The 13,006-nt window shown below is 61.0% G+C and carries 9 protein-coding genes; all 9 read right to left on the reverse strand.

Going from position 1 to position 13,006, the window contains the following annotated elements; genetic code table 11:
- Positions 1-4: 4 nt before the first annotated feature.
- Positions 5-1,363 (reverse strand): sigma-54 interaction domain-containing protein, encoded by a 1,359-nt coding sequence (locus PQR53_RS01215; RefSeq protein ID WP_179740474.1) that lies wholly within the window; start codon positions 1,361-1,363, stop codon positions 5-7.
- Positions 1,360-4,416 carry a peptidase domain-containing ABC transporter gene (locus PQR53_RS01220; RefSeq protein ID WP_408450754.1) on the reverse strand — a complete coding sequence of 1,019 codons (3,057 nt, stop codon included), beginning with the start codon at positions 4,414-4,416 and terminating at the stop codon, positions 1,360-1,362. The genes PQR53_RS01215 and PQR53_RS01220 overlap by 4 nt, the downstream gene beginning before the upstream one ends.
- Before the next feature lie 87 nt (positions 4,417-4,503).
- A complete protein-coding gene (locus PQR53_RS01225; protein ID WP_408450756.1) occupies positions 4,504-5,256 on the reverse strand; it encodes a peptidylprolyl isomerase in 753 nt (250 codons plus the stop codon).
- 37 nt (positions 5,257-5,293) lie between these two features.
- Entirely contained in the window at positions 5,294-6,667 is a 1,374-nt protein-coding gene (locus PQR53_RS01230) for a beta-barrel domain-containing protein (RefSeq protein ID WP_408450758.1), read from the reverse strand.
- A complete protein-coding gene (locus PQR53_RS01235) occupies positions 6,645-9,254 on the reverse strand; it encodes an FHA domain-containing protein (RefSeq protein WP_408450760.1) in 2,610 nt (869 codons plus the stop codon). Before PQR53_RS01235 ends, PQR53_RS01230 begins: the two co-directional genes overlap by 23 nt.
- 226 nt (positions 9,255-9,480) lie before the next feature.
- Positions 9,481-11,046, reverse strand: coding sequence for an efflux transporter outer membrane subunit (locus PQR53_RS01240; protein ID WP_408451148.1), 1,566 nt, complete (start codon positions 11,044-11,046; stop codon positions 9,481-9,483).
- Positions 11,047-11,211: 165 nt separating this feature from the next.
- The gene (locus PQR53_RS01245; RefSeq protein WP_408450761.1) at positions 11,212-11,490 is read right to left on the reverse strand and encodes a hypothetical protein; all 279 of its coding nucleotides are present in this window, start codon (positions 11,488-11,490) and stop codon (positions 11,212-11,214) included.
- 283 nt (positions 11,491-11,773) lie between these two features.
- Entirely contained in the window at positions 11,774-12,208 is a 435-nt protein-coding gene (locus PQR53_RS01250) for a DUF4399 domain-containing protein (protein ID WP_408450762.1), read from the reverse strand.
- Positions 12,209-12,254: 46 nt separating this feature from the next.
- Complete coding sequence (locus PQR53_RS01255) at positions 12,255-12,647, reverse strand: DUF4399 domain-containing protein (RefSeq protein WP_408451149.1); 393 nt, start codon at positions 12,645-12,647, stop codon at positions 12,255-12,257.
- Positions 12,648-13,006 lie beyond the last annotated feature (359 nt).

The raw sequence follows: 13,006 nt of genomic DNA on the forward strand, positions 1-13,006 counted from the left end.
CGGCTCAGCTATCGCTATCCTCGTCATCATGTTCGTCAGCCCCGTTCTTGCTCGGGGATGGCGCATTGCGGTTGCGAAAATCCTTCGAATGCAGGCCGTGCTTCTTCAGGAGCATTTGCAGATGCGAGCGGTTCATATCGATCCGCCGGGCCAGTTCCGCGACCGTGCCGCTCACTTCTCGAAGGCCGCGTTCCAGGAAGGCTTTTTCCGCGTCGTCACTCGCGGCGCGCTTCGCGTCGCTTAGCGACATTAGATTCGCTACGCTGATTGGCTCCTGCCCCGTCGCCGTGGCCGCATTGGACAAAGCCGCCGCCGACCCGGGCGCGGCCGGCCGCATGTCCACCGGCAGATGATCGATATCCGCCATCTCTCCTGCCAGACACGACACGCGATACATCACGTTGCGCAATTCGCGGATATTGCCCGGATACGCATAGTTCAGCAGAAAGTCCCGCAAACGCGGCGTCAATCTGACAGGCCTGCGTTTCAGCGTACCGGCGGCCTCGTCGCCGAACCACGCAATCAGCAGCGGTATTTCATCGCGCCGCTCGCGCAGCGGCGGCAACGTGACGTGAATCACGCTCAGCCGGTAGAACAGATCCTCGCGGAATTTGCCTTCTTCGCTGAGCTGTCGCAGATTGCGATTGGTCGCCGCGACAATCCGCGTATCGACGGCGATCGTTTCATCGGAACCCACGCGCTGAATCTCGTGCGCTTCCAGCACGCGCAGCAGCTTCACCTGACCGGCCAGCGGCAACTCACCGATTTCATCGAGAAAGATCGTGCCCGTATGCGCGCTTTCGAATTTTCCCTTGCGGTCATTCGAGGCGCCCGTAAACGCGCCCTTGCGATGCCCGAACAATTCCGACTCCAGCAGATTGTCTGGAATCGCGCCGCAATTCACGGAGATAAACGGCTTGTCCGGGCGCGAGCCATTCGCGTGAATCACCTTCGCCATCAGTTCCTTGCCCGTGCCGCTTTCGCCGTCGATCAACACCGGCAAATCGGTCGGCGCGGCTTTCTCGGCGATTTCGAGCGATTCGAGCAAACGCGGATTGTCGCCGAAGGTCCCCTCGAAAATGAAACTGCGCTCGATCAGCGCCTTTCTACGCGCGCCACGCGATTGATCGGCAGGTGCCGTGGGTTCGGCGGCCGTTGCGGCCTGCACGAAGCGCTCCTTGTGCGACAGTTGCATGACCTCGTCGCGCAATGAGGTGGCTTGGCGGAGCAGCTTGTCGATGTCGGCGCGCTCGAGCCGGGACGACCAGCGCAGCGTCGAGCGCAAAATCTCGATGCGCTCGATCAGCCCCGCGTATGAAATCGCCGGGCTGGCTTCCTCTACCTGGTCGAGTATCTTCATCACGCGCTCAACTGTTTCTGGACCAGCTGGTAGTACATGCCGCCGCGCTGGATCAGTTCATCGTGACGGCCCTGTTCGACAATCGCCCCTTCGTACAGCACCAGAATCTTGTCCGCACGCATGATGGTGCTGAGCCGATGTGCGATGATCACCGCCGTGCGGCCCTTCAGAATGTCGTGCATATTGCCGAGGATATTGCTCTCCGATTGCGAGTCCAGCGCCGAGGTCGCCTCATCGAATACCAGCAGACGCGGATCGTGATACAGCGCCCGCGCGATGCACAACCGCTGGATCTGGCCACCAGATAGCCCAATGCCGCGTTCGCCGACAATCTGTTCGTAGCCGAGCGGCATCTTGCTGATGAACGCGTGCGCGTCGGCCATTTTCGCGACTTCCTCGATGCGGCGCCGTTCGGGCGCGTCGTCGCCGCTTGCAATGTTCTCGGCAATCGTGCCGGAAAACAGCAGATTGCTCTGCATCACATAGCCGATCTGTGCGCGGAAATAGGCTTTATCGACCACGCCGAGGTCGTAACCGTCGATCGTCATCTTGCCTTCGGTCGGCACGTAAAAGCCGACCAGCAGTTTGGCAAGCGTCGTCTTGCCGGATCCGCTGCGGCCGACGATCGCCACCAGTTCGCCGGGCTTGATGTCGAAGCTGATGTTTTCCAGTACATAGGCCGAATCGTTCTCGCCGTAGCGGAAGTACACCCCGTTGAGGCTGATCTCGCCTTGCAGTTCCGGCAGCATCACGCGCGAAGGCAGATCCTGCGGCTTTTGCTCGGGCTCAATATCGAGCACGTCGCCGAGGCGTTCCATCGCCACGCCCGCGTCGTTCAGCATGCTCCATAAGCCGACCAATCCCATCAGTGGACCCAGCACACTGCCCATGAACGCATTGAACGCGATCAACTGACCGATGGTCATTTCGCGTGCCAGCACCAGATTCGCGCCGACCCAGAGGATCGCGATCGTGGTCGCCGCATTCAGCAACTGGCTGCCGAGGCCGACGAGAATGCTGAAGGCATGCGCCCGGTATTGCACTTCGAGCGCCTTCGCGTATTTCTTCTCCCAGCGCAATCGCACCGGCCGTTCGATGCCCATGCCTTTGATGGTCTCGACACCGGCAAGCGCTTCCATCAGAAATGACTTCGAGTCAGTTGACGCCGTGAACACCTCACGCGCGTAATTCTTGATTTTCGGTGTGGCGAGTGCGGTCAATGCCATGATCGGAATCACGAACGCGATCAGCACCAGTGTCATCTTCACGTTGTAGACAAACATGATCGTGAAGTAGATGAACACCATCAGCAGATTCAGCGCGGTGGTCACCGTGGATTCGGTGAGGAAGGCGCGGATGGTCTGGTTCTCCTGGAAGCGCGCGAAGATGTCGCCGGTTTTTCGTTTGGCGAAAAACGAAAACGGCAACGACATGGTGTGCTTGAAGAACTGCGACATCATCGCGAAGTCCATGTTGCGCACCATGAAGTTGGCGAGATACGCGCGGATCGACGACATCAATTGCGAGAACACATTGGCGATGATCAGCCCGCCAATCAGCAGATGCAGCAAGCTGACGTTCTGATGCACGATCACGCCGTCGAGAATATTCTGGATGATCAGCGGTGGAATCACGCCGAGTACCTGAATCACGAACGTGGCAAGGAACAGGTGGCCGAGAATCTTCTTGTACGGCCGGAGGTAGCCGACAAAACGTATCCATGGCGAACGCGCGGCCGACATCTGCAAAAGATTCGGGCCACCTGTAAAGAGCAGGCATGTGCCGCTCCAGCCGCGTTCGAAATCCTCAACCGTCATTTTCCTGAAGCCGATTGCCGGGTCGGCGACCCACACATATTCCTTCGAAAGCCCGTACACCACCACATAGTGGTATCCCTCCCAATGCACGATAAAGGGCAGATCGAAACCGCGCAATGAATCGAAGGTGCATTGCACGCCACGCGCGGTGAAGCCGAGCGATTCGCCGGCGCGCGCCAGACTGTCGAGCGTCGCGCCTTGCGTCGTGACGTTGGCGAGTTCGCGCAGTTTGCCGAGCGTCATTGGAATGTTGTAGTGGCGGCATACCATCGCGAGACACGCGGCGCCGCAATCCATTTCTTCAGCCTGCTCGACCAGCGCAAAGCGCTTGATGACCTTTTCTCCGAACTCGGGTTTGGTCTGTAGATCGAGCATCAACGGCAACTTGCGCCGCTGTTCCAGGCGCTTTTGCCGTTGCAACTCACGGTCGCCGTAACGAATCCGCTCGTCCAGCACTTCGCGCAGCTTGGGATTGCGCTCCAGAATGAAATGGACCGTGCGTTCAGGGATCACCAGCAGCCGCGTTTCGGTCGTTGCCACCACCGACGCCATTTGCTCCTGACGCATCAAACAGGCTTTTTCGCCGAAGATTTCGCCTTCGCCCAGCGTCGCCAGCGTGTAGTCGTGACCTTCCTCATGACGGACGATACGCACTCCGCCTTGCCGCACCACGTAGAGCCGCCGGTCGTCGCGCCCGTCCTGCTTGAGAATTTCCTTGCCCGCGGCCACCCGTTTCACGCCGACGCTGCGCACATATTCTTCGAGTTCCGCCTTGTTGAGCTTGCCGCGCAGATCGAACAACTGTGCCACGAAGCCACCGGCCGAACTGATCGCCACGTAGCTCGCGATAAAGGCCAACGCCGCCTGGTTGCCGGCAATCACCGGCTCGATCGCGGCACGGGGAATGAACAGCAACTCGGTCTTCGCGGACGCCCGTACCGAAGCCTCGTGCACATACGAGCGCAACATCGCAATGTCGGCGAAGATCTCGCCGGCCTTGCGCACGCCCATGCTGGTTTCCTTACCGTGTTCCTCGGTGAAGATACGGACCGAACCCGAGCGAACCACATAAAGACCGTCAGCCGTCTCGCCCACCGAGCAGACCGTTTCGCCGAACGAATAGAAACGTGCCTGCGCATACTCGGCAAGACGCTCGATCTCGTCGCGCGAAAACGGCGAGAGGATTTCCACCGAGGTCAGAAACTCGGCAGCGGAAGGCGCGGTCTGGGGTGCATCCATGGGCTTGCGGACCTCGGTTCGGCTTTGCGTTGCTTGGTGTTGCCTGGTATTTCGATGTTGCGGCGCGCTGCGATGCGAACTACGCGGCTAGCGCGCTTCGATCACATGCTCCTGTGCGCGCGCAATCAGCCAGCCCTCACGCAACAGACGCCTGACTTCGGCGGCCACATCGGCATCGAGCGTCGCCGGATATTTCGCGGTCACGGCGAAAATCTCGAAGCACGAGCGATCCGCCGACGCAAACGGCCCGAGCAGATCGCCCACCGCGGCATTGAAAATCTTCGCCTCGATGTCCGCCTTCAACGATCCCCGCAACACCTTGCCGATCACGCCGCCCGCTTCGCGCGTATCCGCGATCGAATGCTCGCGCGCCATGTCGGCAAAGCTGTCGGGATCGTCATGCAGGTACGAAATCATTTCCTTCGCCTTGCCTTCGCTGTCGAGCACGATATGGCTCACTTCGATCGCGTCGAACTTCGGCGAATTCAGCGCGAAGTAATCCTTGATCGCGGCCTCGTTGCCGACCGCGTCGAGCATCTTCTCCTGATACAGCCCGTCGGTAATGAAAGCCTCGAATTCGTCGAGACTCACGTGGAGCGCATCGAGGTATTGATTCATATCCGTCGCGCGATGCAAGCCGCGCACGCGGCGAAACTGATCGGCGCGTTCCTGAATTTCGTCCGCCGTGACGGCAATGCCCTGTTTCTTCGCCGCATGCACCGTGAGCTTGTCGCGCACGATCTGCTCGATCAGGCTCTCGAACTGGCCAGTCAATTTCAGAAGACGAATGAACTCGGAAACGTCCACCACTTCGTCATCGATTCGTACTATCGCGGTCATGTCATCCGCTCCTTTAATTGACGTGTAGTCGGCACGCTCAACCCGCCACCTGCCTGAACGGATCGAGACCCAGATCGATCAGGCGCCGTTCGCGCACCACGATTTCCGCGCTCGCCGTCATGCCATAGCGCAGCGGATAGCGGGTGTCGGCAATCTGGTAGTAGTTCTTGTCGAGCGTGACGCGGCCTTCGTACACCGGTTGTTTGTCCTGCAAGGACGGTTTGGTGGCCGGCGAAATATAGGCCAGCGTGCCGCTGATCAGCCCATAGCGCTGATACGGGAACGCGTTGAATTTCAGCTTCACGGACTGGCCTTCGTGCAGAAAAGCACGGTCGTGTTCAGCGATTTCGATCTTCAGCACGGGCTTCGCATCTTTCGGCGCAATGCCGCCGAGCGGCGCGTTCGCCTGGATCTTGTCGCCCCGTTGCGTAGAGGTCACGTCGGTAATGACGCCGGAGACCGGCGCGAGGATCAGCAGGAAATTGTCTTTGTCGATGTTCTCGAAGCGGATTCGCGCGGCGGCTTCAGCCACGAGGCGTGCGGTCTGCAGTTGCAGGCGCACCTTGTCTTCCGCGTCGGTGATGTCGCGGACGGCCGAGTCGTATTGGAGTTGCAGGTCGGTGGTCTGCTGGCCGCTGGTTTCGAGTTGCGCATTGGCCTGCGCGTATTCGTGGCTCAAGCGGAAATCCAGTTCAGCGAGTTTCGATTGGGCGACACGGTAAGCGTTATCCGCTTCCATCGCGGCGGTGCGTTTCTGCTCCACCTGCAATTCGGCGATGCCACCGCCGCCTGGTTGCGCGAAAAGCCGAGAATAGCGGTCCAGTTCCTGACGCGCCGCTTCACGCGTGCGGCGCGCATTGTCGAGCACGCTGCGCGCTTCGTCGAGTTCGGCCTTCTGGCCTTCGGCAAGCTTGCTGGTGCCTTCCGAGACGCGATTCTCGTGTAGATGGGCTTCCACTTCCATCTGCGCCTTCAGCGCGGCTGCCTTGCGCTCCATCAGCACCTTCTTCTCCGGGAACTGTTTCCAGTCCCGCTCGGCGTCTTCGAGTTTGAGTTGCGCCTGCAGCGCGTTGCTCGCTGCCTCGATCGCACCGCGCGCATTCAGCCGCGCCAGCACATCGCCCTTTTGCACCGGCTGCCCCTCGGCGATGTACAGATCGGCGAGTTCGCCGTCGATCGGCGCGTAGATGCGGCGCACCTCCGATTCCGGCGAGAGCGTGCCCTGCGCGCTGACGATCACATCGGCGCGACCCACGAACGACCACAACAAACCGGCCACCACCAGCGCGACCATCGCCCAGATCAGCGCACGCGCGAGCCGTACCGGCTCCGCGGTCAGAATTGCGATGCCCTCGACGCTGTGGTCCTCCAGCGCCTCCGACAACGATCTAGGGTGACTGTCGCGCTTCACTCTGCTCGCCTCCGATCAACGCCAGCTTCGCCTTCAGCAGCCCGGGGTCCAGCACCATGCGCAACTCGGTCAGCGAGCGGCGCTGCAAATCCGCTTCGGCTTCGATATCCGCGAGCAGGCGGTCGAAGTCGGCGGGATGATCGGCGTTCAGCTGGGTATAGATGCGCATGCCTTGTTGCGCGGCGGACCGCGCATCGGATAGCAGACGCGCCTCGCTGCGAAAACCGGGCGAAATCCCCGCTTCCAGCCGTTGCGTGCCGCCGATTGGACCGCTCGCCCGATACTGTTTCCAGAGGCTCTGCGCGCGCAGCAGCAGGTCTTGCGCGCGCGCCAGCGCTTTGTCGTGCAACGCGGCGACGTCTTTCTGGGTCGATTGCACGAACCAGGCGTCCGCCGTCGGATCGAGACTGGCGTAGAACGACAGCACGCGTTGGTCGTAGTCCTTGCTTCCGCGCGTTTTCTGCAGATCTGCGAATTGGTCGAGCAGCGCTTTCTTGTGCGCCAGTTCCGCTGCAATCACATCGGACCAAGGCCCGGCAGGCATGGCCTGCAAATCGCCCAGCGCCTGCTGCGCGTCGCCGCGTTGCCATGCCGCGCTCGCCGCGTCATGGCGCTGAATGACGTCCGGCGACGGCAGACGGCTCGCGGCCAGTTGCTGAAACTGCGCCTGAAATGGCGGGGTGCTGAAGCGCACTGTCTTGATCAAGGCGAGCAACGGCGTCAGTTGCCGGCTCAGCGCTGCATTCAGCACGTCGGTGTATTGCCGCAGATCTGCCCGTACACGGTCGAGGCCGGCGAGACGCGGATAGCGCTGCGCGTAATCGTCGAGTACGGCAGGCAGCGCTTCAGGCTTGTCGCGCGCCAGTTCGGTGCGAATCGTGCCGTTCAGGCGATCGATGGCAGCGAGGTACACGGAGTCGTCACTTTCCAGTTTGCGCAGATGGCTCAGCGCCTGCGCATACGGCTCCGCAAAAACAGGCACGTATGACGCGATGCGGTCCAGAGCGCGCTGGTGGCTGCGCGTGTCGTCCTCCCAGCGTTGCAGCAGGCCGCTGATGGTGGCCTCGTCGGCGTACATACGGATCGGCGCGTCGACGCCGCCGCGCCCCGCCACGAACCGCTCCAGGTCGCCCACCCATTGCAATTCGCCGACCAGCGCGGAAGCGTCCGCGTTACTCGCACTCAACGACCTCATCTCCTTGAGCAGTGCGTCGGCCTGGTCGAACTGCGCCTTTTGCAGCGCGTTCAGCCAGCCGGGAATTTTTGCTTTCAGCAGCGCTTCGGTCGCTAATGCGCTGACTTTCGTATCGGCGGGATGAGTCGTCAGATAGCCGTTTGCCGCCGTCACGGCGCCGCTGTAATCGCCGCTCGCTAGCAGGTTTCTCAACTCGCGCTCCGATGAGCCACGCATGTAGAGCGTCAGCGCGATCGCAACCAGAATGGCGACGCCCGCGCCACCCCACCATACGGCGCGACGCGCCATTGTGTGATCGCTGCCCGCAAAGGCGTTGCTGAGTTCGCCGGCGACCAGACGCCAGCGCTGCGGGCGGCCCTTCGCTGCCTTGGTGCCTTGTCTTGCATGCGTGCTGCTGGTGCCCTGCGCGCCGTTTGTTCCGTTCTTGCCTTTCGTGCCGTTCTTGCCGTTTTCACCGCCCGTCAGCGTGTCGCGCTTCGCCTGCGCGGAGGCGGCCTGCGCCGCCTCGTTGACTTCGTCTTCACGTTGCAGCGCCGGGTCGACGCAGAAGATATCGAGGAACGAATGCGCGGCGCCGACGAACGTGGTCTTGTCGGGATCGGCGGCGTCGTCGATAGCGGGGTTGACGAATAGCTGGGTCACGGTCGGCTCGACTTCAGGGGGTTTTTGCAGCGTCACCCTGTAGACGAAGTGGTCGCCGCCAAATGCAAGGAGGTCTCCCTCTACCAGCGCCACAGCGGTTTCGTCGAGCCGCTTTCCGCCGACGAATGTGCCATTGGTGCTGCCGAGATCCTCAAGGTAGAGCTCGCCGCCCTTCAGAAAGATGTGCGCATGACGGCGCGAGATGTAGTTGACCTGATGCGGATAGCGGTCCCTGTAGCGCGAAAAGACTTCGTCGGCCTTGCTGATGAGAAACGGAAATGCCTGCACTTCGATGGGTTGGAGGCCGAGGTCGTCGCGCTGCGGCTCCAGCAGCAGGCCTGGCACGGGCGGCGCACTCGCGGCGGCGACGATCCGCGCGCGCGGTTCGATACCCACGCGATAGCAGAGCTCGCCGCCGAAGCACAATTCGTCGCCGCCACGCACCCGCGCCGGGGCTTGCCGCACCGCGACGCCGTTGAGCGTCGTGCCGTTCTTGCTGCCGAGATCGGCCACATAGACGGCGCCGTGTTCCGTGAAAATCCGCGCATGGCGGCGTGACAGACGGGTAATCCGCTCGGCGGGGTAGTCGGTAAACGGCACCTCGCTGCGGCCGATCGCGAACAGACTGTCGACGATCCGGATCGCGCCGAGCGGGGGACGCTGCGCGGACGCAACCGGGGACAGTACCACGTCGAACGTGGCGTCCTGGGTCGCGCGCATCTCAGCAATCGAAGCTTCGCCAGCAGTCATTTTATCTGGATCACTAATCGTTTACCCGCTGCGGAGAAAGCGCAACGGAAACGGAAAGAAGAACTACGGCGAATGACGGATCATTTGGCGAGCCGCGCAGAATCCGGCTTCTTACAAATATTAAGTCACACATGGCAAGTGTCAATTTTCAGATCGTCGGTTGTAGGGGCCATTCATGCGTCGTATGCAGCCGAAATACGCCGCGGGCGCCGTGCCCCGGATTAGCTCAGTGCTCCTTTACTTCCGTTTGCACGTCCACGCTCGGCCAGCCGCCACCCAGCGCCTTGTACAGCAACACCGTGTCGGACAGAATCAGTTGGTGGTTGGCGAGCAATTCCTGTTGCGCCTCAAGCAAGGTCCGCTCGGTTTCGAAAACCTCCAGCTGCGACACCACGCCCAGACGCAATTGCGACTGGATCTGATCCGCGACGATTTGCAGCCGCGATACCTCCTGCTGCAATTCCAATCGCTGGGCCTTGTGCGAGCTCAGATTGACCAGTGCGTTTTCCACTTCCTCGAATGCGCCCATGACGGCCACGCGGTATTGCTGTTCGGCGACCGTCGATTGCGCTTGCGTGACCTTCACATGCGCCCGCACACCGGGATCGAGCAGTGGAATGTTGATGCTGGGCATGAATCCGTACGTGAACGACTTCAGCAGATCGGTCAGCGCGAAACTCGCTGTGCCGCCGTGGCCGGTGAGGTTGATGGTAGGCAATTGCGCGAGCTTGGCCTGACCCACCAGGTCGTAGGCTTCCAGTACCCGGAATTCCGCAGCCACCACATCGGGACGCCGCGCGAGGAGTTGCGCGGGCAGGCCGTCCGGCACGGCCGGCAGTTGTACGCGTTGCTGCAAATGCCCTTGAGGCAACTGAAATTCGCCCGCCGGCACGCCAAGCAGTGTGCACAACGCGTTGTTCGCGATAGCGCGCGAACGGCGCAGTTCGAGCAACTGATTCGTCAGGCGGTTGATTTCGGCCTGCTGGCGCAACACCTGCGTTTGCGGCACGAGGCCGTTGCGGCGTTGGCCGTCGTAGATCGTGAGAATCTGGCGGTTGGTGATGAGCGTTTGTTGCTGCTGCTCGATCTGGTCGTCGAATTGGAGAATCTGGAAATAGGTGCTCGAGACGTTCGCCACGAGTTCCAGATAGCCGGCGCGCCAGTCCGCCTCGCTGGCGTGGAATTCGGCCTTTTGCGCCTGCACGCCCTTCTCCACTTTGCCCCAGATATCGATGTCCCAGCTCACCTGCGTCCCGACGTTGTACTGTTTCGCAAACGTCTGACCCGTGGTCTTTTCGAAATCGGCACCAGCGCCGAGATCCATGGTCGGCAACGCGCCTGCTTTGGCCTCGCCGATTTGCGTGCCTGCCACGTCAATCCGCGCGGCCAGCACCTTGATATCGAAGTTGTTCGCGATCGCTTTCGCGATCAGTGTGTCCAGGTAGGGATCGTGGAAGCCTTTCCACCATTCTGGATCGATGGTTGCGGCCGCCGATACCGGCGCGCCTTTCTGATCCGACCACGACGCCTTGGCGGGTGTGTCGGGCCGCTTGTAGTCGGGCATGCTGACATCGATACACGCGCACAGCGAAAGCGCGCAGAGCGTTGCGGCACAGAGTCCACGCAGCGCCGCGGCCGCACTGTTCGGACGCGCCGATCGACGCTCCGGACAGTCAGGCGACGAAGCATTGAAAAGGCGCTGACCGCCGATTGAATCAAGCAACGCTGACACGATTTTCTCCGATGACGCCGCTACGTTGCACGAGGAGAACGCGCTATTTAAGTAAAGCATGTCCTGCCCGGCTTCACCATCGAAGCGGTACGGGAAGGTCGGCGCGGGGATCGGGCGGTGACGCTGGGGTCGTGTGGAAAGAACGATTGGATGCGAAATCTTTTTGACGCGCGAGGCTTGCGCGTCCCGCGGAGGCATGAGCGCCTCCGCGGCGGCCTACGCCGTTCAGTGCACGTTGATGTTGTTGCTCGAGCTCACGTGCGGGTCGATCGTCGTGGTGATGCCGGCGACGAACGCCGCGTTGTTGCCGTTGGCGTTCTGGATGTTCAATTCGTTGCTGATCAGTTGGGTGGCGTTGACGGTCTTGCTGTTGTTCGGCGCATACACCGGCGTGAAGTTGAAGTACGACGAGGTCGGATAGCCGAAGCCGCCGCGCACGGCGCTCATCGCCTTGCTGTCGAGTTGTTCGGTGATGGACAGGTCTTTGATCATCAGCGTGTTCATGGTAAATCTCCTGGAAGGGAAACAGCACAGTCTTGCGGTTGGGTTCGAGCATCTTGTCTGCTCGAGTGTCACTAATGCATGGGCTGTGCCAGTTTTGCTTTCCGATCCTAAGAAATGTTCAGAACGGCTGTAAATAAAGGGTTTCGCGGATGGCAGATCGTCGCGTGGGGTGCGACGGCTACGGCGCGACAGGTTGGCACTGGTGGATCGTAGCCAACAATGGGCGCCACGGTGTTGGCTTCGACGTGACACTGAAGTGGAACTGCGTGGCGCCGCTATCGCATCAACGTGCAATGACCGTGATCTTCTTCGAGTACACCGGCGGATTGTGCGGTATATGCATGTCATCGCCCATCAGCAGTTGCAGCGTGTGCTTGCCGGGCGGCAGTTGAATCATCGTTTCCGTTTCACCCGCGCCAAAGTGCAGATGGTTGCGGTCCGAGGGAATTTCCTGGTCCATCGGCGGCAGATCAGTATCGATCAGCAAATGATGGTGCCCCGTGTTCGGATACTTGACGCCTTTCGGCGCGACGCCCATATAGCGCAAGCCGAACCACACCCGAAACGGTTTATTGGCCGGCACGACCTGCCCATCGTTCGGATAACCAATATAGGCATGCGCGCCAGCAGGCGCCGGTGTCGTGCCGGCCGTGGCGGGATTCGGCGCGGCCAGTGACGCCAATGCCAGAAACGCCGCGAGCGCGATGATCTTGTACATGTTGGTCTCTCCGTCCTGACGGACCCGCTTTGAATGAACGGGCCAGCTAGTCTTTTAGTACGGTGATCGTGATCTTCTTCGAATACACCGGCGGCACGTGGGGCACATGATTGTGATCGCCGAGAATGAGTTGCAACGTGTGCTTGCCCGGTGGCAACTCGATTCGCGCGTCGGTCTCACCCGCACCGAAATGCAGGTGGTTGCGGTCCGACGGAATTTCCTGGTCGAGCGGCGGCAAGTCGGTGTCGATCAACAGATGATGATGACCGGTGTTCGGAACCGCGACACCCTTCGGGCACACGCCCATGTTGCGCAAGCCCATGCGGACCCACAGTTTGCCGCCGTGAATCACGGTGCCATCCGATGGCCAGATGATGTATTCCTCGGCGCCGGGCGGCGAAGGGGTTTGCTCGGCAAGCGCGGCTTCGCACAGTGACATGCCGCATAACAGGATGACGAGCGCGACGCGCCAGGCCGGGCGAAGCGCTGCAGGCCATACATTCGCTCCATAACGAATGTCGAGCACGCCAGGTGTGAGGAGTCTTCGCATTGCGCACTCTCCCGAAGATGGATCGAGGCCGCCTCGGCCGCGTAAAGCGCAGGCCGGACGATCCGACTGGATGTCGCGGGCGCTCGCGTGGTTCACGTGGATGCGCGTGGATTCACGTGGCGGATTGACGTAGATGAGCGTCCACATTGATTAAAACGGCCGTAGTGCCCTACTTTGTGAATCAGCTTAGGCCGTAACTTGCCAAAAAGATACGCCACACTCGTTAACCGTATAACGCATTGACGATG

Source organism: Paraburkholderia fungorum (assembly GCF_046027605.1).
Taxonomy (GTDB): domain Bacteria; phylum Pseudomonadota; class Gammaproteobacteria; order Burkholderiales; family Burkholderiaceae; genus Paraburkholderia; species Paraburkholderia fungorum_F.

What these genes read in the sequence shown, in the direction of transcription:
- PQR53_RS01220 (WP_408450754.1), bottom strand. Translation starts at nt 4,416, where the DNA reads ATGGATGCACCCCAGACCGCGCCTTCCGCTGCCGAGTTTCTGACCTCG.
- PQR53_RS01225 (WP_408450756.1), bottom strand. Translation starts at nt 5,256, where the DNA reads ATGACCGCGATAGTACGAATCGATGACGAAGTGGTGGACGTTTCCGAG.
- PQR53_RS01235 (WP_408450760.1), bottom strand. Translation starts at nt 9,254, where the DNA reads ATGACTGCTGGCGAAGCTTCGATTGCTGAGATGCGCGCGACCCAGGAC.
- PQR53_RS01240 (WP_408451148.1), bottom strand. Translation starts at nt 11,046, where the DNA reads ATGCTTTACTTAAATAGCGCGTTCTCCTCGTGCAACGTAGCGGCGTCA.
- PQR53_RS01245 (WP_408450761.1), bottom strand. Translation starts at nt 11,490, where the DNA reads ATGAACACGCTGATGATCAAAGACCTGTCCATCACCGAACAACTCGAC.
- PQR53_RS01250 (WP_408450762.1), bottom strand. Translation starts at nt 12,208, where the DNA reads ATGTACAAGATCATCGCGCTCGCGGCGTTTCTGGCATTGGCGTCACTG.
- PQR53_RS01255 (WP_408451149.1), bottom strand. Translation starts at nt 12,647, where the DNA reads ATGTCACTGTGCGAAGCCGCGCTTGCCGAGCAAACCCCTTCGCCGCCC.